This is a genomic window from Leclercia sp. Marseille-Q4284, from assembly GCF_916618945.1.
Taxonomy (GTDB): Bacteria; Pseudomonadota; Gammaproteobacteria; order Enterobacterales; family Enterobacteriaceae; genus Enterobacter; species Enterobacter tamurae.
Map to the genome: position 1 here is coordinate 1,181,367 of NZ_CAKAKG010000002.1, position 22,204 is coordinate 1,203,570.

24 protein-coding genes and 1 pseudogene are annotated in these 22,204 nt (G+C 58.9%); 9 read left to right on the top strand and 16 right to left on the bottom strand.

The window, feature by feature from the left end:
* From LG383_RS20310 to LG383_RS20355, 10 genes are read right to left on the bottom strand one after another with little or no spacing between them, the layout of a single operon-like run.
* Complete coding sequence (locus LG383_RS20310; RefSeq protein ID WP_225760028.1) at positions 1 to 1,692, bottom strand: glycosyltransferase; 1,692 nt, start codon at positions 1,690 to 1,692, stop codon at positions 1 to 3.
* The gene (locus LG383_RS20315) at positions 1,683 to 2,036 is read right to left on the bottom strand and encodes a hydroxymyristoyl-ACP dehydratase (protein WP_225760029.1); all 354 of its coding nucleotides are present in this window, start codon (positions 2,034 to 2,036) and stop codon (positions 1,683 to 1,685) included. Before LG383_RS20315 ends, LG383_RS20310 begins: the two co-directional genes overlap by 10 nt.
* Positions 2,023 to 3,384: an AMP-binding protein gene (locus LG383_RS20320; RefSeq protein ID WP_225760030.1), complete on the bottom strand. Its 1,362-nt coding sequence runs from the start codon at positions 3,382 to 3,384 to the stop codon at positions 2,023 to 2,025. The genes LG383_RS20315 and LG383_RS20320 overlap by 14 nt, the downstream gene beginning before the upstream one ends.
* A complete protein-coding gene (locus LG383_RS20325) occupies positions 3,377 to 3,964 on the bottom strand; it encodes a hypothetical protein (protein WP_225760031.1) in 588 nt (195 codons plus the stop codon). The genes LG383_RS20320 and LG383_RS20325 overlap by 8 nt, the downstream gene beginning before the upstream one ends.
* Positions 3,965 to 3,970: 6 nt before the next feature.
* Positions 3,971 to 4,225: an acyl carrier protein gene (locus LG383_RS20330; protein WP_106995277.1), complete on the bottom strand. Its 255-nt coding sequence runs from the start codon at positions 4,223 to 4,225 to the stop codon at positions 3,971 to 3,973.
* A gap of 13 nt (positions 4,226 to 4,238) precedes the next feature.
* The gene (locus tag LG383_RS20335; RefSeq protein WP_106995276.1) at positions 4,239 to 4,496 is read right to left on the bottom strand and encodes a phosphopantetheine-binding protein; all 258 of its coding nucleotides are present in this window, start codon (positions 4,494 to 4,496) and stop codon (positions 4,239 to 4,241) included.
* Complete coding sequence (locus LG383_RS20340) at positions 4,477 to 5,292, bottom strand: 1-acyl-sn-glycerol-3-phosphate acyltransferase (protein WP_225760032.1); 816 nt, start codon at positions 5,290 to 5,292, stop codon at positions 4,477 to 4,479. The genes LG383_RS20335 and LG383_RS20340 overlap by 20 nt, the downstream gene beginning before the upstream one ends.
* A complete protein-coding gene (locus LG383_RS20345) occupies positions 5,289 to 6,011 on the bottom strand; it encodes a beta-ketoacyl synthase chain length factor (RefSeq protein ID WP_225760033.1) in 723 nt (240 codons plus the stop codon). Before LG383_RS20345 ends, LG383_RS20340 begins: the two co-directional genes overlap by 4 nt.
* A 57-nt stretch (positions 6,012 to 6,068) precedes the next feature.
* Positions 6,069 to 7,133 (bottom strand): methyltransferase, encoded by a 1,065-nt coding sequence (locus LG383_RS20350; protein ID WP_225760034.1) that lies wholly within the window; start codon positions 7,131 to 7,133, stop codon positions 6,069 to 6,071.
* 8 nt (positions 7,134 to 7,141) lie between these two features.
* A complete protein-coding gene (locus LG383_RS20355; RefSeq protein ID WP_106995272.1) occupies positions 7,142 to 8,215 on the bottom strand; it encodes an AI-2E family transporter in 1,074 nt (357 codons plus the stop codon).
* A gap of 99 nt (positions 8,216 to 8,314) precedes the next feature.
* Between LG383_RS20355 and LG383_RS20360 the strand changes: the two are divergent.
* Positions 8,315 to 9,563: pseudogene (locus LG383_RS20360) on the top strand (MFS transporter).
* A 4-nt stretch (positions 9,564 to 9,567) separates the two neighbouring features.
* Here LG383_RS20360 and LG383_RS20365 read toward each other — a convergent pair.
* Both LG383_RS20365 and LG383_RS20370 read right to left on the bottom strand, forming a co-directional pair.
* The gene (locus tag LG383_RS20365) at positions 9,568 to 10,125 is read right to left on the bottom strand and encodes a DcrB family lipoprotein (RefSeq protein ID WP_106995270.1); all 558 of its coding nucleotides are present in this window, start codon (positions 10,123 to 10,125) and stop codon (positions 9,568 to 9,570) included.
* A gap of 72 nt (positions 10,126 to 10,197) precedes the next feature.
* Positions 10,198 to 10,863 carry a 7-cyano-7-deazaguanine/7-aminomethyl-7-deazaguanine transporter gene (locus LG383_RS20370; protein WP_106995269.1) on the bottom strand — a complete coding sequence of 222 codons (666 nt, stop codon included), beginning with the start codon at positions 10,861 to 10,863 and terminating at the stop codon, positions 10,198 to 10,200.
* Between the two features lie 170 nt (positions 10,864 to 11,033).
* Between LG383_RS20370 and tusA the strand changes: the two genes are divergently transcribed.
* The 4 genes from tusA (at position 11,034) to LG383_RS20390 (ending at position 14,303) form a co-directional block, all read left to right on the top strand.
* The gene (gene tusA, locus LG383_RS20375; RefSeq protein ID WP_106995268.1) at positions 11,034 to 11,276 is read left to right on the top strand and encodes a sulfurtransferase TusA; all 243 of its coding nucleotides are present in this window, start codon (positions 11,034 to 11,036) and stop codon (positions 11,274 to 11,276) included.
* Positions 11,277 to 11,503: 227 nt separating this feature from the next.
* A complete protein-coding gene (locus tag LG383_RS20380; RefSeq protein WP_106995267.1) occupies positions 11,504 to 12,475 on the top strand; it encodes a TRAP transporter substrate-binding protein in 972 nt (323 codons plus the stop codon).
* A gap of 21 nt (positions 12,476 to 12,496) precedes the next feature.
* On the top strand, positions 12,497 to 13,006 hold the full coding sequence (locus LG383_RS20385) for a TRAP transporter small permease (RefSeq protein ID WP_225760035.1): 510 nt from the start codon (positions 12,497 to 12,499) through the stop codon (positions 13,004 to 13,006).
* Positions 13,007 to 13,016: 10 nt separating this feature from the next.
* Positions 13,017 to 14,303: a TRAP transporter large permease gene (locus tag LG383_RS20390; protein WP_106995265.1), complete on the top strand. Its 1,287-nt coding sequence runs from the start codon at positions 13,017 to 13,019 to the stop codon at positions 14,301 to 14,303.
* A 79-nt stretch (positions 14,304 to 14,382) separates the two neighbouring features.
* On the opposite strand, the gene zntA is transcribed toward LG383_RS20390, so the two are convergent.
* Entirely contained in the window at positions 14,383 to 16,569 is a 2,187-nt protein-coding gene (gene zntA, locus LG383_RS20395) for a Zn(II)/Cd(II)/Pb(II) translocating P-type ATPase ZntA (RefSeq protein ID WP_225760036.1), read from the bottom strand.
* A gap of 76 nt (positions 16,570 to 16,645) precedes the next feature.
* A complete protein-coding gene (locus LG383_RS20400; RefSeq protein WP_225760037.1) occupies positions 16,646 to 17,272 on the bottom strand; it encodes a lysoplasmalogenase in 627 nt (208 codons plus the stop codon).
* 128 nt (positions 17,273 to 17,400) lie between these two features.
* Here LG383_RS20400 and LG383_RS20405 point away from each other — a divergent pair, with 128 nt between their 5' ends.
* Positions 17,401 to 17,760 carry a DUF2500 domain-containing protein gene (locus LG383_RS20405; protein ID WP_106995262.1) on the top strand — a complete coding sequence of 120 codons (360 nt, stop codon included), beginning with the start codon at positions 17,401 to 17,403 and terminating at the stop codon, positions 17,758 to 17,760.
* 103 nt (positions 17,761 to 17,863) lie between these two features.
* Here the strand turns inward: LG383_RS20405 and LG383_RS20410 are convergent, their stop codons facing one another.
* Entirely contained in the window at positions 17,864 to 18,145 is a 282-nt protein-coding gene (locus LG383_RS20410; protein ID WP_106995261.1) for a DUF1145 family protein, read from the bottom strand.
* On the bottom strand, positions 18,129 to 18,731 hold the full coding sequence (gene rsmD / locus LG383_RS20415) for a 16S rRNA (guanine(966)-N(2))-methyltransferase (protein WP_106995260.1): 603 nt from the start codon (positions 18,729 to 18,731) through the stop codon (positions 18,129 to 18,131). Before rsmD ends, LG383_RS20410 begins: the two co-directional genes overlap by 17 nt.
* A 136-nt stretch (positions 18,732 to 18,867) precedes the next feature.
* Here rsmD and ftsY point away from each other — a divergent pair, with 136 nt between their 5' ends.
* From ftsY to ftsX, 3 genes are read left to right on the top strand one after another with little or no spacing between them, the layout of a single operon-like run.
* Positions 18,868 to 20,367 carry a signal recognition particle-docking protein FtsY gene (ftsY, locus tag LG383_RS20420; protein ID WP_225760038.1) on the top strand — a complete coding sequence of 500 codons (1,500 nt, stop codon included), beginning with the start codon at positions 18,868 to 18,870 and terminating at the stop codon, positions 20,365 to 20,367.
* Positions 20,368 to 20,369: 2 nt separating this feature from the next.
* On the top strand, positions 20,370 to 21,035 hold the full coding sequence (gene ftsE / locus LG383_RS20425; protein WP_106995258.1) for a cell division ATP-binding protein FtsE: 666 nt from the start codon (positions 20,370 to 20,372) through the stop codon (positions 21,033 to 21,035).
* Complete coding sequence (gene ftsX / locus LG383_RS20430) at positions 21,028 to 22,086, top strand: permease-like cell division protein FtsX (protein ID WP_225760039.1); 1,059 nt, start codon at positions 21,028 to 21,030, stop codon at positions 22,084 to 22,086. Before ftsE ends, ftsX begins: the two co-directional genes overlap by 8 nt.
* Positions 22,087 to 22,204: the final 118 nt, after the last annotated feature.

Sequence of the window (22,204 nt, forward strand, 5' to 3'; positions counted from 1 at the left end):
TTACTCCTTCTCTTTAGCATCCGGCAGACGCCAGAAATCGAAAAAATTGAACCAGTCGAGCGGGGCCTGCAGGGCGTAATGCTCCAGCCGCTGCGCATAGCGATCCACCGCCTCCTGTAGCGCCTGCTGGCGTTCGCCGCGCGGCAGCGTCAGCGGGTTGGCGAAGGGTTCGCAGTGAACAGTGAGCTTCCCGTGCTGGCGCAGGGCAAATATCAACACCACCGGGCAGGCCAGGATCGAGGCCAGAATAAATGGCCCCTGTGGGAACGGCGCGGGCTGGCCCATAAACGGGCTCCAGGTGACGCGCCAGTCTCCGCCACGCTGCGGGGTCACGGCGATACGGTCGCCGACAATGGCCACCCACTCCCCCCGGTCCAGCTTCTCGACCAGATCGATGGCTGTTTCTGGTCCGAAATTGTTCACCGGGATCAGATTCAGCCCGGCCTGGGGAGCCATCTCATCCATAATTTGTTTAAAGCGACGGGCGTTATCGCTGAACACCAGCGCATTAATGACCTGGCCTGCTTCCAGCTGCGCCAGCGCCCGGCAGGCTTCCACGTCGCCAAGGTGCGAGGCCAGCAGCAGTTTCCCGGCGGGAGCGTCGATCGCCAGGGCCTCCCGTGCGCCCGGTGCAAGCACCACATCGCGATCCCACTTGAGCTCACCCCGCCAGCTGGCCACTTTATCGAGCATCGCGTTGCCAAACCGCATGAAGTGGAAAAAGCTGTTCAGGCGCGCGGGCTTAGGCTGGTGGCGTTGTTCCAGGGTCTCGCTCACCCGGGTGATCCACTGTCGCGAGGCCTGGCGGGCGGTGGTGGCTGTCAGCCAGTAGATACCAATCACCGGCCACAGCAGCAGGTTAAAAGCCCTGCGGCCCAGCAGTTGCCAGACCCGCAGCATCAGGCGCATTCCCCACAGCCCTTTCACCTCCTCCTGCTGCGCCCAGTGCCGACTGCGGCGGCGAAACAGCAGGGAAGGGATGCGCGGTAACATGCCGAAGAACAGCCGGGTGTGCATCCAGGAGATCAGCAGGTTGTCTTTCAGGGCATCGAAATGGGAGATGCCATCCCGGGGATAGGTCACCCGGGTCGGCAGAAAATAACTGGGGTTGCCCTGCCAGTAGAGGCGCACCATCACTTCGGTATCAAAATCCATCCGCTTGCCGAGCGACGCAGAGTTGATGACCTGTAGCGTCGGCGCCACCGGGTAGACCCGAAAGCCGCACATGCTGTCTTTGAGCTGCAATGACAGGGTTTCGATCCACACCCAGACATGGGTGACCCAGCGGCCATACCGGCGCGAGCGGGGAATGGAGTCATCATAAACCGGCTGGCCGGAGATCAACGCCTGCGGGTGGCGCTCTGCCAGCGCCAGCAGCTGCGGAATGTCCTCAATGGCATGCTGTCCGTCGGCATCCACCTGCACCGCATGGGTAAACCCCGCCCCGGCGCAGACTTTCAGCCCGCGGATCACCGCCCCGCCTTTACCGCTGTTGTGCGTCAGCCGCACCAGCGTCACATGGGGATGTTCGTTGGCCAGCTGGTCCAGCGTCTGCCGGGTATCGGCATCGCTGCCATCGTCGACCACAATAATGGGCAACTGAAACGGGGCCAGACGCGCCAGCACGTTCGCCATCATCGCCCCATGGTTGTAGCAGGGGATCAGGATGCAGGGACGGAAGGTTAGCGACATAGGCGAATCTTCCCGCTGCTGGCGGTGTGGCGGTGTTCGCCGTCATGGCACTGATAGCTAAACATCAGCATCTCGCGCTCCGCGTTCCAGTCGAGGGCGAGCGTCACGGTGGCCCCCGGGAGCAGCGGTGCCTGGAATTTCACATTCTGGATACTGTGAAAACGGTGGTCTGGTGCCAGTACCCCGGTGGCGTAGTGCATCACCCAGTCGAGCTGGGCGACGCCGGGCAGCAGGGGCTGTACGGCAAAATGGCCCTGGAACCAGAACAGCGCCGGATCGAGGTGCAGGACAATCTCAAGCTGCTGCGGTTGTGCCTGATGGCGCCCGATTTCATGGATTTTCATGAAATAACTCCTGTAACTGCGCATAGACACGCTTGTTCATACTGTTCACCGGCATTTCATCAATGATGCGCCAGTGACGGGGAAGGGCGACCGGCTCGAGCCACGGCTGCAGGGCGCGTCGCCAGGCAAGGATCTGCGCGTTACGCCCGCGCTGGCAGAGCTGCTGCCGCGCGGCGTCATTCAGTACCAGCAGCACGCCAATGGTCTGGCGTCCGTCGCGCGTTACCGGCAGCGCCGCCGCCTCGCAAACGCCCTCCAGCGCCAGCAGGCGCTGTTCGATTTCGGTCAGCGAGATGCGTTTGTCTTCGATTTTCACCACCCGACCCCGGCGACCGATGATGCTGAACTGGCCGTTATCCTCCATGTGCAGGATGTCCTCGAGCAGGAGGCCTTCAGGCTCGCGGATCAGGGGGGAGATAACGCGCACGGCGTCATCGATGGGGCTCATCTTCACCCCCGGGAAGGGGTGCCAGAGAACGGCGTCCCCCTGACGATGACGCCAGGCGAGCACCCCGGTTTCGCTGCTGCCGTATATTTCATCCGGCCAGAGCCCCAGCCAGCGATGGGTAACGCAGGCCGACTCCCACGTCAGCGCGCCACCGGCCGAGACCAGCACGGCGACCGGCGGCGGCGCGAGCCGGGTATCGAGCCGCTTGAGGAACGCCGGGCTGGTGATAAACAGGTAACGCTGAGCGTGATCCAGCGCCGCCAGCTGTTCGGCATAGGTCAGCATCTCCGCATGCAGCGGCAGCCCCAGTGCCATCGGCAGCACGATACGAAACGTCAGGCCATACAGGTGCTGGGGCACCACAGAGGCCACCACGCGGCAGCCGCTCAGGCGCTCGCCAAACCGTGCCGCCAGCAGCATGGCCTCCTGGTCGAGCTGGGCAATATGCTTGATGATACGCTCAGGCTTGCCGGTCGAGCCGGAGGTAAACAGCTCGATAACCTGGGTGTCAGGAATGGCGGGTAGCGGCGTAAAACCACTGGTTCTGCGGCGGGCAGCCTCGACCACAATCAGACGGCCCTGGACGTTCAGCGTCCTGTCGCTTAGCACGCCACTGAACAGCGCGTGCTGCTCATCCAGCAGCGACTCGCGGCTGTGGCCGGGCAGCACCGGGGTTTTGCCCGCATGCAGCGTTGCCAGCAGGGCGACGATAAACAGATAGCTGTTGTCAAAACAGAGCGCCCAGCGATCGCCCTCCTGCTGCTGTAAACAGGCCGTCAGGGCGCTGACGTCATCGCGCAGCTGCCCGAGCGTCCAGCCGCGATCGCCAGACCAGGCGACAGGGGTGTCGTCCGGACGAGGGGCGTTCAGCCACTGGCTCAAAGGGAGAGGCTTATGCATCGTGCTGCTCTTTTTTAATCATTCGTTGACGCACCAGCCATTCGGTGGCCATTAACGTGCCCATCAGGAGGTAGGCAATCATGCCGTTCCACAACGTCCAGAGTCGCATATCGCCCCGCAACGCGGTGAACAGCGCCATCCCGCCGTTCAGGATGAAAAAGCCGCACCATATTCGGGTTACAACGCGCGTATAGCGCACCCCGGAAGGGGGTAAATTCGGTTCGCGCAGCCGGGCCAGCCGTTCGACGATGGGCATCGTCGTCCACAGCGATCCGCCAAAGACAGCCAGCATCACAAGGTTGACCACCACCGGGTAGAACAGCAGCCACTGATGCGCTTTCAGCAGGTAACTTGCCGTACACAGGGCGATGCCCACCAGCGCGACGCCCTGCACCGCATAGCGCATAGGCCCGGCGTTGTGCCGCGCCTGACGAAAACGGAACAGCAGCAGGACCGCCAGCAGCGGCAGCAGCCAGTGCAGGCTGTTATGGGTCAGCCCAAAGCCAATCAGAAAGGGCCATGCGACCAGCATCAACCCTGTCAGCAGGGGAAGCGCCGGAAATGACCGTCCGCCACGCATGGTCTTTTACGCTTCGCGCAGGAGTTTTTCTACCGCGTCCACTACGTCCTGAACGGTACGTACCGACTTGAAGGTTTCCGGTTTGATCCGGGCACCCGTTTTCTTCTGCAGGTGAACAACCATGTCGACGGCGTCGATGCTGTCCAGCTCCAGATCTTCATACAGGCGCGCTTCAGGGGTGATGGCGTCCGGGGCAACTTCAAACAGGGTGATCAGGAGAGTGGAGACTTCCTGATAAACGGCGTTGTGTTCTGTAGTCATTTTAAATTCGATCTCAGGCGCGTTGAGCGGTGATAAAAGAGGCCAGGGTGGCGACGGAGTAGAAATGCTGACGCATCTCTTCGCTTTCGGCAGATAACACCACGCCGTACTGGTTTTTTACTGCCAGGCCCAGCTCAAGGGCATCGATCGAGTCAAGGCCCAACCCATCGCCAAACAGCGCGGCATCCGTATCGATATCCTCTGCGGTCAATTCGTCCAGATTGAGGGTAGTAATGATTAGATTTTTAATTTCAAGGTAGAGCGCTTGCATCATTAATTCCTGACAAAGATTGAAGACCGGCAGTTAAGCGATGCTGCAGGTGCCGGTTGAGTTCTCTTGCCGCCAGAGCCGGTTCATGTACTGCTGCATCGTAAAAATCATGAATACCTATTCGCTCCCGGACATCGACCGTAAAGAACGGTTTGTTCGGCGGTATGTTATACCAACGGCTTTGTTTATCGAGCAGATGCTCGCTGCAGTGGATAATGACCACCCGCAGATCGCTGCCGCAGCGCACGGCAATATTGGCCGCACCGCGTTGCAGCTTAATGGCTTTTCCCACCTGGGTGCGCGTGCCTTCCGGGAAAATCAGTAACGTCTCACCCTGCGCCAGCCGCTGCTGACAGGTGCTTAACAGGGTATCGGCTTCGCTGTTGATCAGGTAATCCGCCGCGCGGATCGCCCCGCTGACAAAGGGGTTACGCAGCAGGGCACCTTTCACCAGACAGTCGGTTTCCGGCATTACCGAGGCGATAAGCACGTAATCAATCAGCGTCGGATGGTTCGCTACCACCAGGCAGCCGCGTTCCTGTCGCAGCGCGTCGACATTATCGACGCGATAATCCAGCACGCCCAGAGCACGGGCGACGGATAAAAATGCCCGGAAGCTGGCGGCAATACTGCGTCGGGCGAGGCGGCGACGACGCGCGCGATCGCGCTGGACCAGGTTCAACAGGTTGAACCACACCAGCGACAGCAGCAGCCCGCCCACGCCAAACAGTACGAAGCACAAGCCGGTCATCAGCCGTCGCCAGCCGCGGTTGAGGATTGTCATAAGCCCTGTCATGCACGCGTCCACTGCCACCGCAGGCGCTCGCCGGGCACCGCAAACTGCCGATCGTCACGCAGATAGTGGCGCAGAAACTGCAGGCTCTGCGGCAGGGAGGGCTCCTGGTTGCCACCGACGGGCTGGGTTTCGCAGCGCAGGGTGTCACCGGCTTCGATGACCAGCGCCAGGGCATAGGGCCAGGTCGGCATCTGAGCCGGAAGCGCGGGGCGGTAAAAATCGGGCAGGGCACCATCAAAATCGACCATTAACACCCGGGTATACCCGGCGTGCAGCAGGCTTAGCACCTCGCACAAACCCTGCTGAAAAGTATCCATGCCGGCGGAAAGGGACGACGAAACAATCGGCTGACGCGCCGCGATAGTCAGATTGCCCACCGCGGAGTTGTGGACCGACATGGCAAAGTCAGTCGGGGAAACATCCTGCCCGGTGGCCAGCGCATGCAGAAGGCGATAGTTACGCTCCAGCTCGCCGTGACGGCTGGTATAGACCACGGCATCAACGGCGTGTTTTCGCACCAGCGCCAGGCCGCAATCCACCGCCAGCTTACTGCCGGAACTGAGGCGGCGGGCGGTCATCATCGGCAGATCGGTCAGTTTGGCCTGCGGCGCAGCAGGATCGATAGCGTGCAAGCCCTGCGACCATGCCTGCCATTGACTGGCATCGCAAAGGCCTGGCGCTCTTGCATGCCAGTCGAGAATGTTAAGTGCAAATTTCATCTGCGCGCGTCCGCGATCAATCCGTCTTTCGGTAACGCCGCCAACAATCAGACCGCGTTATTGTTCATTTTTCTGACAAATCAGTAAGGTATGGCCCACCCCGAGATTGTCATGCCGTTGTTCTACCCGGAAGCCTGCGCTCTCCAGATAGTGGTAAAATTTCTCTACGCTATAAAAACGGCTGTTGCCGTTCGCCATACAGGTGAAATAGAGCGAGGTGGCGTTCAGGCTGAAGGAGGCCGCTTCGAATTTTTGCGCATCCCAGAACGGTTCCAGAATGCACAAACGGGCACCGGGCTTCATTACCTTCGCTACCTTGCCCAGCAGGGTAACAATCTGATCGGGTGAGAAGCAGTCCAGGAACTGGCTCATCCACCAGATATCAGCCTCAACCGGCAGAGCAGCGTCGCTAAGCATATCGACAGGATAGAATCCAATACGATGAGATAATCCTGCATTTGCGATATTTGCCTCGGCCAGTGCAATTTGCTGCGGCAGATCGAGCAGCGTCACGGCGATGTTTTCATCGTATCTGCAGCAGCGTAGCGCCCATTTACCCGTATTGCCGCCGACATCGTACAATTTTGTCGGTGAGCTTGCGAATATAAGGGGCAATGCGGCGTCGAATGCGCCATCGGAATAGAAGTGATCGAACGCAAACCAGCTCCGCTGCGCCTGCTCTGGCAACGCCGACAGGGCCGGATAAATGGTCGGCCATTCGCCAAAGACGGCCAGGCCAGCCGGTTTCTCCGCGCTCAGTGAATCGGCAAGATGAAACAGGCCCTGATAGCAAACGTCCTGGGTGAAATCCATATTGATGCGGGTCATGCTGTCATGCAGCAGATAATGACCAATTTTGGCCAGATAATAGCGCCCCTCCCGGCGCGTCACTATCCGCCCGCTCAATCCCATATCCAGCAATACGCCCACGCCATACTCACTGAGCGTGCTGTTCGCCACGATCTCATCAACTGAAGCGCCGCGCTCTCCCTGTTGGTCCAGCCAGGCGAGAACGCCGGTGTTACGCAGACAGAGCGCGGTCTGAAACAGCATCGGGGCAAAGGCGATGCGTTGCGCTTCGGTGATGGCCTCAAGCGCACTGAGGGTGTCCTTTTCGTACATGTGCAGCGTTACCCCGGTAAGCGGCTTTTTGGTCGGCCCGGCCCGAGCAGGATCGCCAGCTTGCTGCCCCCCTGGGTGGTCTCCATCCAGATCTTACAGACGCTGGTAAGCGGAACGGACAATAACATCCCCACCGGCCCCAGCAACCAGCCCCAGACCAGTAACGACAGGAACACCACCATGGTGGACATTCCCAGCCGGTGGCCCATCATCCGTGGCTCCAGGATATTGCCCAGCACCATATGGACGATCAGGAACAGCGCCCCCACCATGGCGCACTCATAGAGGCCATTGAACAGAAACGCCTGGATCATCGGCGGGACGGCGGAGATCACCGCGCCAATGTTGGGCACGTAGTTGAGCAGGAAGGCCAGCACGCCCCACATCAGCGCGAACTGCACCCCCAGCAGGGTCAGCCCCAGCCAGACAATGGCACCCGTCCACAGGCTGAGCAGCGTCTTCAGCGCCAGATAATGGGAGACGCCCTTCAGCGCCCGGTGCAGGCCAGCGATGTGGATCTGCGGATTATTGAGAGCAAAACGCATTTTGTACGGCACGTGGCGCACTTCAAACAGCATAAAGACCACCGTCATCACCAGCAGCAGAACGCTGGCCATCGCCCCGGACAGTTGGGTCATTAAGGCGGTGGCAAAGGTCATCACCTTTTCCGAATCCATCCGTCGTAGCATTCGCTCCGGGGAGATATGCAGGTTGAGGAACGGGAACATCTCCTGCACATCGACCAGTTTGCGCGTCAGCTCTTTATTGTATTTCGGCAACATGGCGGCAAATTCATTGAGCGAAGCCGCCAGCACCCCAAACAGCGCCGTCAGGCCAATCAGCATCACCACCACCACAATGGTGATAGCCAGCGGGCGGCTCACCCCGCGGCGCAAAAACCAGGTGACAAGGGGGTTAAGGACGATGGCGAAAAAAAGCGCCAGCAATAGCTGCACGAGAATATCCGCTGCAGCGTGGATGCCGGCGAGGATCACCACCAGGCAGGCCAGTTTGAGCAGAATGTGCAGACCGGATTTATCAGGCTGTGTAAGACCCGGTTTAGCGGGTGGGGTGGTTAACATAGTGTTTCCTCTTCTAAGATGCTCATAAGTGTAGTGCGCGCGCAGCGCTTCGGCGGAGGCCGTTAATCTTAAAGTCGCTGCTGCATTTCTGCCCCTGGCATGGTAATAGTGAAACACTGTTGTAAAAATTCTGGTGAACCTGATGCCCGAACCCGCCGCCGAACCGGCACTGAGTGGATTACGCCTCAACCTGCGTATTGTTTCCGTCGTTATTTTCAACTTTGCCAGCTACCTGACTATCGGTCTGCCGCTCGCCGTTCTGCCGGGCTATGTCCATGAAATCATGGGCTTTAGTGCCTTCTGGGCGGGCCTGGTGATCAGCCTGCAATACTTCGCCACCCTGTTAAGTCGCCCTTATGCCGGGCGCTATGCCGACCTGTTTGGCCCGAAAAGCATTGTGGTGCTGGGACTCTGCGGCTGCTTCCTGAGCGGGGTGAGCTATTTTCTCGCCGGGTTAACCAGCGCCTGGCCGATGGTGAGCCTGGTGCTGCTCTGTCTGGGCCGGGTGATCCTCGGCGTCGGGCAAAGTCTTGCCGGAACCGGCTCCACGCTGTGGGGCGTGGGGGTGGTAGGGGCATCGCACATCGGGCGGGTGATCTCCTGGAACGGGATTGTGACCTACGGCGCGATGGCGATGGGGGCTCCGCTGGGGGTGCTCTGCTATCGCTACACCGGCCTGAGCGGGCTGGCGCTCACTATTATGGTGGTGGCGCTGCTGGCGATTTTATTTGCCCTGCCGCGACCAAAAGTTAAAGCCAGCAAAGGCAAGCCGATGCCGTTTCGTGCGGTGCTGGGGCGGGTCTGGCCCTACGGCATGGCGCTGGCCCTCGGCTCGGCAGGCTTTGGGGTGATCGCCACCTTCATTACGCTGTTTTACGCCGATAAAGGCTGGGACGGCGCAGCCTTTGCGTTGACCCTGTTCAGCTGTGCCTTCGTCGGGACGCGGCTGCTGTTCCCGAACGGTATCAATCGGCTGGGCGGGCTGAACGTGGCCATCATCTGCTTTGCTGTTGAGATTATCGGCCTGCTGCTGACCGGTATCGCCGATGCGCCGTGGATGGCGCGGATCGGGGTCTTCCTCGCGGGGGCGGGTTTCTCGCTGGTGTTCCCGGCGCTGGGGGTGGTGGCGGTTAAAGCGGTACCGCAGCAGAACCAGGGCGCGGCGCTGGCGACCTACACGGTGTTTATGGATATGTCGCTGGGGATTACCGGGCCGCTGGCCGGGCTGGTGATGGCGTGGGCCGGGGTGCCGGTTATCTATCTGGCGGCCGCGGGGCTGGTGGTGGTGGCGTTACTGCTGACGTGGCGGCTAAAAAAATGGCCTCCAGCGGAGGCCATGTCATCGTGAGAACTTACTGAATCACGAGGGTATTGATAATGTTCTCTGCGGCAGTTTGCGCTTTCTGCTGATCGTCAGCAGGCAGCGTGATCTGCAGGGTCAGCAGCTTGTTGTCCACTTTGCCCAGCACCACGGAGGAGTAAGCGGTCTGGCCTTTGGCAGAGATAATGCTGTCCAGCTGCTGCATTTTGTGATCTTTCAGCTCGATGGATTTGTTGGTCACCACCTGCAGCTGCGGGTCACGGCTGCGCTGCTGATCTTCCAGACGTTTTGCCAGCACGCCCAGGTCTTCATTGGTGTCATCCCCGACGATCACAATCACCGCTTTTTGCCCGGTGGCATCGGAATAGACGTGCATGTTGTTCGCCTGGGTGCCCAGCTTGCCGCTCTGATCGGTCATATCGGCTGGCAGAGAGAAGCTGAGTTTGCCATCCATCAGGCTGACCGGTTGACCCGTCGCGTTGCTTTCAGCAGACGCAGCCTGAGCAGGCGTTTTGGTGTCGCTGTTATCACAGGCTGCCAGCCCCATCACCAGCAGGCCAATCCCGACATATTTAACCAGATTGCGCATTACATTCTTCCTTTCGATAAACGGCCATAACGGCGCATCAATCCATCTTATCACAACTGTTCTGGGGAACCTTTAACCAGCCTGCAATCCCGGGATTTCAGATTTATCCGCGAATCTTTTCAGCAACATATTCAGCAGCACGCCGTACATCGGCAGGAAGAACACCAGGCTGATAAGCACCTTAAAGGCGTAGTCCACGAGGGCAATTTCCATCCAGTGCTGCGCCATGAACGCATCCGGGCTGCGCCAGAAGGCGATAAAGAAAAAGGCCAGCGTATCGCTGACGTTGCCGAACAGCGTGGAGGCAGTCGGGGCCATCCACCAGCGATGGTTCTGTCGCAGGCGGTTAAACACATGCACGTCGAGGATCTGCCCCAGCGCATAGGCCATAAAGCTGGCGGCGGCGATACGGGCGACGAACAGGTTGAAGTGCGTCAACGCCTCAAAGCCCTGCCAGCTGCCCATATAGAACAGCGAGGAGATCACGTACGAAACAAACAGCGCCGGAAGCATGACGGCAAAAATAATGCGTCGGGCCAGCGGGGCGCCAAAGATACGGACGGTGAGATCGGTCGCAAGGAAGATAAACGGGAAACTGAACGCGCCCCAGGTGGTATGAAAACCAAAGATGGAGATCGGCAGCTGCACCAGGTAGTTACTGGAGGTGATCACCAGCAGATGGAAAAGCGAAAGCCAGAACAACGCTTTTACGCGCTGCGATTGAGAGAACTGCGTCATATTGTGACCTTTTTGATTAGTATTTGGGGTGAGGGAACCCAATAAAGCCGCCGCATGATACTGCTTTAACGACAGTTTGCAATGGCTAATTTTCACGCAATCGTTAACCTGGTTTGCTTTGCTCCGCCTGCGGCGTAAACTACTGCCGTTTTTATCTGGACGAGACCGAGATGACCGATCTGCTTACCCACCCGGACCATACCCTTGATGCTCAGGGCCTGCGCTGCCCGGAACCCGTGATGATGGTGCGCAAAACCGTGCGCAATATGCAATCCGGTGAAACGCTGTTAATTATTGCTGACGATCCGGCCACAACCCGCGATATTCCGGGCTTCTGTACCTTTATGGAACATGAGCTGCTGGCGCAGGAGACCGGAGCGCTGCCGTACAAATATCTTATCCGCAAAGGCTAATGCCATTTTGCCCGGCGGCGCTTCGCTTGCACGGGCCTACGCGTAGGCCGGGTAAGGCGTAGCCGCCACCCGGCATGACATCCCGCACAAATCTGAACCACCATTTCATTATTTAGCGCTTTTTGTGAGGCGCTTCACCTACGCTTTCCAGGCATTGGGCTAGTTTTTAAACGTTCAAAACTAAAACAACGTTCCGATACTTACCTCACTACCCTGGAGTTGACTCAATGAAAACGACCCTCAAGCCGTTGCTGGCCGCTCTGTGCCTGTCTGCTTTTGCCTGCTCTGTTTCCGCGCAAACCATCAGAGCTGCCGATGTGCATCCTGAAGGCTATCCGAACGTGGTGGCAGTGCAGCACATGGGTGAAAAACTCAAACAACAAACCGACGGCAAGCTGGATATCAAAGTCTTCCCGGGCGGCGTGCTGGGCGATGAAAAGCAGATGATTGAGCAGGCGCAGATGGGGGCGATTGACATGATTCGCGTCTCCATGGCCCCGGTTGCCGCCATCCTGCCGGATATCGAAGTCTTTACGCTGCCCTACGTCTTCCGCGACGAAGACCATATGCACAAAGTCATCGACGGCGATATCGGTAAATCCATCGGCGACAAACTCACCGCCAACCCGAAATCGCGCCTGGTGTTCCTCGGCTGGATGGACTCCGGCACCCGTAACCTGATCACCAAAGATCCCATCGTGAAACCGGAAGATCTGAAAGGTAAGAAAATCCGCGTCCAGGGTAGCCCGGTGGCGCTGGCCACGCTGAAAGATATGGGGGCCAACTCCGTGGCGATGGGGGTAAGTGAAGTCTACAGCGGCATGCAGACCGGCGTTATCGACGGGGCCGAGAACAACCCGCCAACCTTTATCGCCCATAACTACATGCCGATTGCCAAAAACTACACCCTCAGCGGCCACTTTATCACCCCGGAAATGCTGCTCTACTCCAAAGTGAAATGGGACAAACTGAGCGCCGACGAACAGCAAAAAATCCTGACCCTCGCCCGCGAAGCGCAGTTTGAGCAGCGCAAGCTGTGGCAGGCCTACAACGACGAGGCGCTGCAGAAGATGAAAGCGGGTGGCGTACAGTTCCACGACATTGATAAAGCGGTCTTCGTGAAGGCGACAGAGCCGGTGCGCGCCCAGTATGGCAACAAGCATCAGGATCTGATGAAAGCCATCGCTGACGTTCAGTAACCCCCTCGTTGTGGAGGACGTATGTCCGAACGCTATTTGAAGTGGATGGATCGCCTGTACCTGCTCGCCATGGCGGTGGCGGGCATTTCGCTGCTGGTGATGACCATCGTGATCCCGATTGGGATTTTTTCCCGCTACGTCCTTAACCGCGGCGAGTCGTGGCCAGAGCCGATAGCCATTATCTGCATGGTGACCTTTACCTTTATCGGCGCAGCGGTGGGGTATCGCGCCGGATCGCATATCGCGGTGAATATGCTCACCGACCGCCTGCCTGCGGCGTTGAAAGCGCTGTGTGCGAAGGTGGTGGATGCGCTGATGCTGCTGATCTCGCTGATCATCTTCTGGTACAGCTACCTGCTCTGCATCGAACTGTGGGAACAGCCGGTGGCCGAGTTCCCGGTCCTCACCTCGGGTGAGAGCTACCTGCCGCTGCCTATCGGCTCGGCGATCCTCATTTTGTTCGTCCTCGAGCGCCTGATGTTTGGCTCTCAGGAAAACCGCCCGGTCGTGATGATCGGCAACCACGGTTAAGGGGTGGATCATGGATGCGTTTGTTTTGCTCTTCACCCTCGCCATTTTACTGGCGCTGGGGATGCCGGTGGCCTTTGCCGTCGGGTTAAGTGCGGTGGCTGGTGCGCTGTGGATTGACCTGCCGCTGGAGGCGCTGATGATCCAGATCACCAGCGGGGTGAATAAATTTACCCTGCTGGCGATCCCGTTCTTTATCCTGGCGGGGGCGATCATGGCGGAAGGGGGCATTGCCCGCCGACTGGTGAACTTTGCCTATATCTTTGTCGGCTTTATTCGCGGCGGACTGTCGCTGGTGAATATCGTCGCTTCGACCTTCTTCGGTGCGATTTCGGGCTCGTCGGTGGCGGATACTGCCTCCATCGGCAGCGTGATGATCCCGGAGATGGAGAAGAAGGGTTATCCGCGTGAGTACGCGGCGGCGGTGACCGCCAGCGGCTCGGTGCAGGCGATCCTGATCCCGCCCAGCCACAACTCGGTGATCTACTCCCTGGCGGCAGGCGGTACGGTGTCGATTGCGACGCTGTTTATCGCGGGCGTCCTGCCGGGCCTGCTGCTCGGGGTCTGTCTGATGGTGCTGTGCCTGGGCTTTGCCCATAAGCGCGGTTATCCAAAAGGCGAAAGGATCCCCTTTAAGCAGGCGCTGAAGATTTTCTTCGATGCCCTGTGGGGGCTGATGACGGTAGTGATTATTCTCGGCGGCATTTTGTCGGGGATCTTTACCGCCACCGAATCCGCGGCGGTTGCCTGTCTGTGGGCGTTCTTTGTCACCATGTTTATCTACCGTGACTACAAGTGGAACGAACTGCCGAAGCTGATGTGCCGCACGGTGAAGACGGTAACGATCGTTATGATCCTGATCGGCTTTGCGGCGGCGTTTGGCGCGGTGATGACCTACATGCAGTTGCCGATGCGCATCACCGAGTTCTTCACCTCGCTGTCGGACAACAAGTACGTGATCCTGATGTACATCAACATCATGCTGCTGCTGATTGGCACCCTGATGGACATGGCGCCGATCATTCTGATCCTGACCCCGGTGCTGCTGCCGGTGACCAATGCGCTGGGGATCGATCCGGTGCATTTCGGGATGATCATGATGGTGAACCTCGGGATGGGGCTGATTACCCCGCCGGTGGGATCGGTGCTGTTTGTTGCCAGTGCGGTGAGTAAGCAGAAGATCGAAACCGTAGTACGCGCGATGCTGCCGTTCTACGGCATGCTGCTGGTGGTGTTGGGGTTGGTGACCTACATCCCGGCGATATCGCTGTGGTTACCGCGGATGTTGGGGATGCAGTAGTGATAATGCCGGGCGGCGCTGCGCTTGCCCGGCCTACAAGACCGTAGGCCCGGTAAGGCGCAGCCGCCACCGGGCGCTTTTACCGACCACGCAATAACCGCAACGCGTTCGCCGTCACTAATACCGTCGCCCCGGTATCTGCCAGTACCGCCAGCCACAATCCGGTCATTCCCAGCAGGGTGGTCACCAGGAAAATCCCCTTCAACCCCAGCGCAATGGCGATGTTCTGCCGGATATTGGCGCGGGTGGCGCGGGCCAGACTGATCATCTGCGCCAGCCCGGTCAGACGGTTGTGGGTGAGCGCCGCATCGGCGGTCTCCAGCGCCACGTCGGTGCCGCTGCCCATCGCAATACCTATCGTCGCCGCCTTCATCGCCGGGGCGTCGTTAATCCCGTCTCCGACCATCGCCAGCGGCGTTTGCGCATTCAGAGCCGTTACCGCCTGCACTTTATCCGCTGGCAGTAGCCCGGCGCGGAAATCGAGCCCCAGCTCCCCGGCAATGGCCGCGGCAGCGCGCGGGTTATCGCCGGTCAGGATCGCTCCCTTGATGCCCAATTGATGCAGTGCGGCTATGGCCTCTTTCGCGTCGTCCCGCAGGGTATCCCGCAGCGCCAGCAGACCTTTTGCCTCGCCATCCTGAACCACCATCACCACCGTCTGTCCGGCCTGCTCCAGGGCCTCGATTTGCGCCGTAAAGCGCGGGGCAGGGAAGGTAGCCGCGGCGCAAATCAGCACCTTGCTGCCCGCGATTTCGGCTTCAATCCCCGACCCCATCAACGCACGCTGGGCGGTAGCCGCCGGAACGGTCAGCCCGCGGGACTTCGCTTCACGCACAATCGCCTGCGCCAGCGGGTGAGTCGAACCTTGCTCCACCCCGGCGGCCAGCGCCAGCAGGTCTTGCTCGCGGATCTCATGCGGATAAATGCCCGTCACCTGTGGTTTGCCCACCGTCAGGGTGCCGGTTTTGTCGAACGCCACCTGCTGCACCTGCGCCAGCTGCTCCAGCGCCGCGCCGCCCTTAATCAGCGCCCCACGGCGTGCGGCGGCCGCCAGCCCGGAAGTTATGGCCGCCGGGGTGGAGATCACCAGCGCACAAGGACAACCAATCAGCAGCAGGGTCAGCCCTTTATAGATCCAGCCTTCCCATGCAGCGCTGAACAGCAGCGGCGGCACCACGGCCACCAGCAGGGCAATCAGCATAATCACCGGGGTATAGATTCGGCTGAAGCGGTCGATAAAACGCTCCACCGGGGCGCGGCGCTCTTCTGCCTCTTCAATCAGCTTCAGGATGCGGTCGATGGCGCTGTCACCTGGTTCGGACAGGACCGTCAGCTGCACCAGACGATCGACGCTGGTGGCTCCGGCCGGGACTTTTTCCCCCGCCGAACGATCGACCGGGATGGATTCCCCGGTCAGGGCGCTTTCATCAAAGCTGGCCGCGGCGGTCAGCAGCGTCCCGTCGGCAGGCAGACGCCCCCCGGCGGCAACCTCAATCACATCTCCCGGACGCAACGCGGCGATGGGTACGGTTTTGCGCTCATTATGAATGACCTGGATGGCGGTTTCCGGCTTCAGCGCCATCAGCGCGCTGACCCCTTTGCGCGCCCGGCTTGCCGCCCAGCCTTCGAGCCTTTCGCCAATCAAAAACAGCAGCAGAACCATCGCCGCTTCCGCCGTGGCACCGATAAACAGCGCCCCGATGGCTGCCACGCTCATCAGCGTTTCAATCGCGAACCAGCTCCCGCTTTTCATCAGGCGCAGCGCCTGGCGGGCCACCGGCCAGAGCCCGACGAGGGTAGTGGCGATAAAGGCGAGGTTGCCGAGCGGATGGTTGAACTGCTCCAACCCCCAGCTCAGGGCCATCAGCAGGATAAGCGTGATGAGCGGCAGGTTGTCGCGCAGCGGGGACGTTTTTTCTGCCGGGGCATTTTCATTGCGTAGCGTATAGCCTGCCCTGGCGACGGCCGCTTCGACCTGGGCGCTGACGTTGCTCCCCGCATCCACCAGCAGCTTTTCGGTAGCAAACAGGACCTGGACGTGATTGACGCCCGCCACTTGTCTGACGGCAGTTTCTACTTTGCGGGCGCAGGCGGCACAGTCCATGCCGTTGACCACCCAGCTATAACGCTGGCCCTGAACGGGAGGCCCAGGTTCGGCCTGCACCGGGGCGTGATCCGCAGCGCAGCAGGTCTCTTTGGCGGGAAGAGGGGCGAGCTTAAGTGCCGAAAATTGCGGCACTTTTTTAGGTGTTTCTGGAGTCGACATGGCACTCTCCGGTAATGATAATTTTCTCATTAGCCGCAGTATGCACTCTGGAGTCGACTCCAGAGTCAAGCGCTATTTAAATATACAGAGAGCGCACAATCAGGAAGTGCCCGGCGAAGTAGCACGCGGCGGCAATGGCATTATCGGCGCGGAAACGGCGGCGATAGTGACTGCCCAGCCAGACGATATTACCCAGCAGCAGGAGCGTGGTGCCGATGAAGGCCGACAGAGCCGGCGCAGTCGGACGGAAGAACCACAGCTCACCCGCCAGCCAGACCATCACCAGGGTCATGGCGATAAAGGTACACACCGCCCAGCGCAGCTCCTCCAGCCGCGTCCAGACTACGGCGATCAACAGCGCGCCAATCACCAGCAGCGCCAGCGGTAGCGGCCAGAAGAACGACAGCGTCATCTGACTGGCGAAATAGATGGTATAGAGCAGATGCGATAAGAAAAACGCCCCCACGGCATACAGCAATCGCTGGCGCGGCAGCAGGGTCAGGGCATCACCGGCCAGTGAGGCGCAGAGCCCGGCGAGCACCAGGTAGCTGATGGCGTTAAACATCGGCGCCTGCCAGGCCAGCAGCAGGAGCAGCAACAAGGTGACGGGTTTAAAAAGCCAGCGCTGCCAGGCAGGGCCGCGGTAGGACGCATCGACATACAGCCATGCGGAGAAACAGACAGCGATAAATGACCAAAGCATATTAAGTCCCTGTATCTGTTATTGTTGAATAAACAGTTTCACTTCAGTGTAGTGGTGCAGACGGGCCAATAGCAATGCACAGCGTGGCACGCTATCCTGATTTCAGCCTGGTCTTAAAGGATGGTTCAATGAGCAAGATGCCGCTTTTTTTTATTATCGTACTCGCGATTATCGTCATTGCGGCCTCATTCCGCTTCGTGCAGCAGCGCCGGGAAAAGGCGGATAACGATGCCGCCCCGCTGCTGCAAAAGCGGGTAGTGGTGAGCAATAAACGGGAAAAACCGATTAACGACCGCCGTTCCCGCCAGCAGCAGGTGACGCCCGCCGGCACCGCCATGCGCTATGAAGCGAGCTTTAAGCCGGAAAGCGGTGGTCTGGAGATGACGTTTCGCCTCGACGAGAAGCAGTACCATCAGCTGACGGTAGGGGATAAAGGGACGTTGAGTTACAAGGGATCGCGGTTTGAGGGGTTTAGTCCGACGCCGTGATATCCCCTCACCCTAACCCTCTCCCCACAGGGGAGAGGGGATCGCCCGGAGCCGTCTTTTCACCCTCGCCCCTTTGGGGAGAGGGCCGGGGTGAGGGGAAAAATTATTTCTTCGCCTGCGCCTTAAACTTATTCATCCACACCAGCAGCTCAAACACGCCAAAAATAAACACCCGCAGCTGCTGCCAGCCGGTCATTTTCGGGCCATCTTTTGGCATACCGTTTTTCAGCATCACCATCTGCAGGGCATGCATAAATGAGGTAAAAATCAGCGCCACGTTGACGAAGATATTCATCGGACGCGGGAAGGGATGGACGAGGTTGAGGATCAGAAATGCCCAGACCCCCAGCATCAGTAAACGACCCAGATTAATCAGTACCGGCATCGGTCTCTCCTTGAGATTGACGGTGATAAAGACGATAGGCGACCTGTCCGGCCACTTTTTCCCGGTGCAGATCCCAGTGGGCGGGCACCGGCGGTAAACCGTTTTCTACCTCACTCTCGACGTAGATTAGCGCATCATCCGCCAGCCAGCCGTTGTTTTCCAGCAGCGTCAGCGTCTCTTCCAGCAGCCCTTTGCGGAACGGCGGATCGACAAACACCACATCATGCGGCGTGCCCGCCTGCGCAAGGAAGGCGAGAGCGTTAGTATTGACCACGTTGGCGTGTGTCGCTTTCAACGAGGCCAGGTTTTGCTGTAACTGTTGGGAAACGCTGCGGTCCATCTCCAGCAGCGTGGCGCTGGCGGCGTAGCGCGACAGGGCTTCCAGCCCAAGGGCCCCGCTTCCGGCGAAGCAGTCCAGGCAGCGGGCATCTACCATTGAAGGTGCCAGCCAGTTAAACAGCGTCTCGCGAACGCGGTCGGTGGTCGGGCGCAGACCGGGGCTATCCGGTACCGGCAGTTTACGGCCTCGCCACTGGCCGCCGATAATACGTATCTGGCCCGCTGCGGCACGGTTGGGTTTCTTCATATCTTTGCTCGGGTACACCGACGGCCTGCGCTTGCAGGCGGTGATGTGCGTTAAGTTAAGTGATAAACTATTTCATCATTTTTTTAGCTTCCATGTATATAGCGCCAGTAATTAACCGCGAGGGGTGTAGTCGCAGATGGCAAAAGAGAAAAAACGTGGCTTCTTTTCCTGGCTGGGCTTTGGTCAAAAAGAGCAGGAAACCGAGCAGCAGAACGAAGAACAACAGATCGCTGAACAGCCGGCGGTTGTTGAACAGCCGCAGCCTGAAACCCCTGTTGAGACCGTCGCTGACGTAGAAGCAGAAACGCCTGCCCACAGCAAAGAAGAGACAGAAGCCTTTGCCGAAGAGGTGGTTGAGGTTACTGAGCAGGTTCAGGAGAGCGAAAAACCACAGCCGGTTGAGCCCGAGCCTGTCGCCGTTGAGCCGGAACCTGTGGTAGTGGAAGAGATTGTCGAGCCGGTCGCTGAGGTGGAACCTCCGCAGGCGGTTGAGCATGAAGAATTACCGCTGCCGGAAGAGATCCTCGACGAAATTGAGGAAGCGATCCCGGACGAGTACCTGCCAGAGACCGATGTTGAAGAGCCTATTAGCGATGAAGAACTCGAAGCTCAGGCGCTGGCGGCCGCAGCCGCAGAAGAAGCGGTGCTTGTCGTCCCGGTAGCCGAAGAGGAAGAGCCGGTTGAAGAGCTTGCCCAGGAGCAGGAAAAACCAACCAAAGAAGGTTTCTTCGCCCGCCTGAAACGCAGCCTGGTCAAAACCAAAGAGAACCTCGGTTCCGGATTTATCAGTCTGTTCCGCGGCAAGAAAATCGACGATGATCTCTTTGAAGAGCTGGAAGAACAGCTCCTGATCGCTGACGTTGGCGTGGAAACCACCCGCAAAATCATCACCAGTCTGACCGAGAGCGCCAGCCGTAAACAGCTTCGCGACGCCGAGGCGCTGTACGGCCTGCTGAAAGAAGAGATGGGTGAAATCCTCGCAAAAGTTGACGAACCGCTTAATATTGAAGGCAAAATGCCCTTTGTTATTCTGATGGTCGGCGTGAACGGCGTGGGTAAAACCACCACCATCGGCAAGCTGGCGCGTCAGTTCGAACAGCAGGGCAAATCGGTGATGCTGGCCGCGGGGGATACCTTCCGTGCCGCCGCCGTCGAGCAGCTGCAGGTGTGGGGCCAGCGCAACAATATTCCGGTGATTGCCCAGCATACCGGGGCCGACTCCGCATCAGTGATTTTCGACGCCATCCAGGCCGCGAAAGCGCGTAACGTGGATGTGCTGATTGCCGATACCGCAGGGCGTCTGCAGAATAAATCGCACCTGATGGAAGAGCTGAAGAAGATCGTCCGCGTAATGAAGAAGCTGGACGAAGATGCACCGCATGAAATTATGCTGACTATTGATGCCAGCACCGGGCAGAACGCCATCAGTCAGGCGAAGCTGTTCCATGAAGCGGTAGGACTGACCGGGATCACGCTGACCAAGCTGGATGGCACCGCGAAAGGCGGGGTGATCTTCTCGGTGGCGGACCAGTTCGGGATCCCTATCCGTTACATCGGTGTTGGCGAACGTATCGAAGATTTACGTCCGTTTAAATCGGGCGACTTTATTGAGGCACTTTTTGCCCGAGAGGATTAACAATGATTCGCTTTGAACACGTCAGCAAGGCCTATCTCGGTGGGAGACAAGCGCTGCAGGGGATTAATTTCCATCTGCAGCCGGGCGAGATGGCATTCCTGACCGGTCACTCCGGCGCCGGGAAAAGTACCCTGCTCAAGCTTATCTGTGGGATCGAACGGCCCAGCGCCGGGAAAATCTGGTTTAGCGGCCACGACATTAGCCGCCTGAAAAACCGTGAAGTGCCGTTCCTGCGTCGGCAGATCGGCATGATTTTCCAGGATCACCATCTGCTGATGGACCGTACGGTATTCGACAACGTGGCCATCCCGCTGATTATTGCGGGTGCCAGCGGGGATGATATTCGTCGTCGCGTGTCTGCGGCGCTGGATAAGGTCGGGCTGCTGGACAAAGCGAAGAACTTTCCGATTCAGCTCTCCGGCGGTGAACAGCAGCGCGTGGGCATTGCCCGCGCGGTGGTGAACAAACCGGCGGTGCTGCTGGCGGATGAACCTACCGGTAACCTGGACGACGCCCTTTCCGAAGGGATCCTGCGTCTGTTTGAGGAGTTTAACCGCGTTGGGGTGACAGTACTGATGGCGACGCACGACATGGGGCTTATCTCCCGTCGTTCGTACCGCATGCTGACGCTGAGCGACGGTCATTTGCACGGAGGCCTCGGTGAATAAGCGTGATGCAATGAACCAGATGCGGCAGTTTGGCAGCAAGCTCGACCGTTTTCGTAAATCGGCGGGCGGCCCGGGTGACGGCAACCGCAATGCGCCGAAGCGCAGCAAATCCGCGCCAAAACCCAACTCGCGCAAAACCAACGTCTTTAACGAACAGGTGCGGTACGCCTTCCAGGGTGCGCTGCAGGATCTGAAAAGCAAACCACTGGCCACCTTCCTGACGGTGATGGTGATTGCCATCTCCCTGACCCTGCCCAGCGTCTGCTACATGGTCTACAAAAACGTAAACCAGGCAGCGTCGCAGTACTATCCTTCCCCGCAGATCACCGTCTATCTCGACAAAGCGCTCGACGATAACGCGGCGGCGCAGGTGGTGGGGCAGCTGCAGGCGGAGCAGGGCGTTGAGAAGGTAAACTACCTGTCGCGGGATGAGGCCTTAGGCGAGTTCCGTAACTGGTCCGGGTTTGGCGGCGCGCTGGATATGCTGGAGGAGAACCCTCTGCCCGCGGTGGCGGTGGTGATCCCGAAACTGGATTTCCAGGGCACCGAGTCGCTGAACACCCTGCGCGATCGCGTCTCCCGCATCAACGGCATCGATGAAGTGCGGATGGACGACAGCTGGTTTGCCCGTCTGACGGCGCTGACCGGTCTGGTCGGGCGCGTCGCAGCCATGATCGGCGTGCTGATGGTGGCGGCAGTGTTCCTCGTTATCGGCAACAGCGTGCGGCTGAGTATCTTCGCTCGTCGCGACACCATTAACGTACAGAAGCTGATCGGTGCCACCGACGGTTTCATCCTGCGTCCCTTCCTGTATGGCGGCGCATTGCTCGGTTTTTCCGGCGCATTTCTTTCACTGATATTGTCAGAAATTTTGGTGATGCGACTTTCTGCGGCCGTCACCGATGTGGCGCAGGTTTTTGGAACTAAGTTTAATATCAGTGGCTTAACCTTCGATGAGTGCCTGTTATTGCTGCTGGTGTGCTCGATGATCGGCTGGATCGCAGCATGGTTAGCAACCGTGCAACATTTACGTCACTTTACCCCTGACTAAAAAATCTCTGGTATAATCTTTCCCTGCATTGAGAATCACCGTGCAGGGAAAGAGTCCCCTGTTGACTCTGTCCCGCATAATCATCCCCGTGTCACATTTTGTGCGTAATTTATTCACA

Coding starts and splice junctions, on each gene's coding strand:
- LG383_RS20410 (WP_106995261.1), bottom strand. CDS start 18,145: ATGCCGGTACTGATTAATCTGGGTCGTTTACTGATGCTGGGGGTCTGG.
- LG383_RS20390 (WP_106995265.1), top strand. CDS start 13,017: ATGGATGCGTTTGTTTTGCTCTTCACCCTCGCCATTTTACTGGCGCTG.
- LG383_RS20405 (WP_106995262.1), top strand. CDS start 17,401: ATGAGCAAGATGCCGCTTTTTTTTATTATCGTACTCGCGATTATCGTC.
- LG383_RS20365 (WP_106995270.1), bottom strand. CDS start 10,125: ATGCGCAATCTGGTTAAATATGTCGGGATTGGCCTGCTGGTGATGGGG.
- LG383_RS20355 (WP_106995272.1), bottom strand. CDS start 8,215: ATGTTAACCACCCCACCCGCTAAACCGGGTCTTACACAGCCTGATAAA.
- LG383_RS20370 (WP_106995269.1), bottom strand. CDS start 10,863: ATGACGCAGTTCTCTCAATCGCAGCGCGTAAAAGCGTTGTTCTGGCTT.
- ftsE (WP_106995258.1), top strand. CDS start 20,370: ATGATTCGCTTTGAACACGTCAGCAAGGCCTATCTCGGTGGGAGACAA.
- LG383_RS20310 (WP_225760028.1), bottom strand. CDS start 1,692: ATGTCGCTAACCTTCCGTCCCTGCATCCTGATCCCCTGCTACAACCAT.
- LG383_RS20320 (WP_225760030.1), bottom strand. CDS start 3,384: ATGCATAAGCCTCTCCCTTTGAGCCAGTGGCTGAACGCCCCTCGTCCG.
- LG383_RS20345 (WP_225760033.1), bottom strand. CDS start 6,011: ATGAAATTTGCACTTAACATTCTCGACTGGCATGCAAGAGCGCCAGGC.
- LG383_RS20330 (WP_106995277.1), bottom strand. CDS start 4,225: ATGACTACAGAACACAACGCCGTTTATCAGGAAGTCTCCACTCTCCTG.
- LG383_RS20325 (WP_225760031.1), bottom strand. CDS start 3,964: ATGCGTGGCGGACGGTCATTTCCGGCGCTTCCCCTGCTGACAGGGTTG.
- tusA (WP_106995268.1), top strand. CDS start 11,034: ATGACCGATCTGCTTACCCACCCGGACCATACCCTTGATGCTCAGGGC.
- LG383_RS20315 (WP_225760029.1), bottom strand. CDS start 2,036: ATGAAAATCCATGAAATCGGGCGCCATCAGGCACAACCGCAGCAGCTT.
- LG383_RS20380 (WP_106995267.1), top strand. CDS start 11,504: ATGAAAACGACCCTCAAGCCGTTGCTGGCCGCTCTGTGCCTGTCTGCT.
- zntA (WP_225760036.1), bottom strand. CDS start 16,569: ATGTCGACTCCAGAAACACCTAAAAAAGTGCCGCAATTTTCGGCACTT.
- LG383_RS20350 (WP_225760034.1), bottom strand. CDS start 7,133: ATGTACGAAAAGGACACCCTCAGTGCGCTTGAGGCCATCACCGAAGCG.
- LG383_RS20385 (WP_225760035.1), top strand. CDS start 12,497: ATGTCCGAACGCTATTTGAAGTGGATGGATCGCCTGTACCTGCTCGCC.
- LG383_RS20400 (WP_225760037.1), bottom strand. CDS start 17,272: ATGCTTTGGTCATTTATCGCTGTCTGTTTCTCCGCATGGCTGTATGTC.
- ftsY (WP_225760038.1), top strand. CDS start 18,868: ATGGCAAAAGAGAAAAAACGTGGCTTCTTTTCCTGGCTGGGCTTTGGT.
- LG383_RS20335 (WP_106995276.1), bottom strand. CDS start 4,496: ATGCAAGCGCTCTACCTTGAAATTAAAAATCTAATCATTACTACCCTC.
- LG383_RS20340 (WP_225760032.1), bottom strand. CDS start 5,292: ATGACAGGGCTTATGACAATCCTCAACCGCGGCTGGCGACGGCTGATG.
- rsmD (WP_106995260.1), bottom strand. CDS start 18,731: ATGAAGAAACCCAACCGTGCCGCAGCGGGCCAGATACGTATTATCGGC.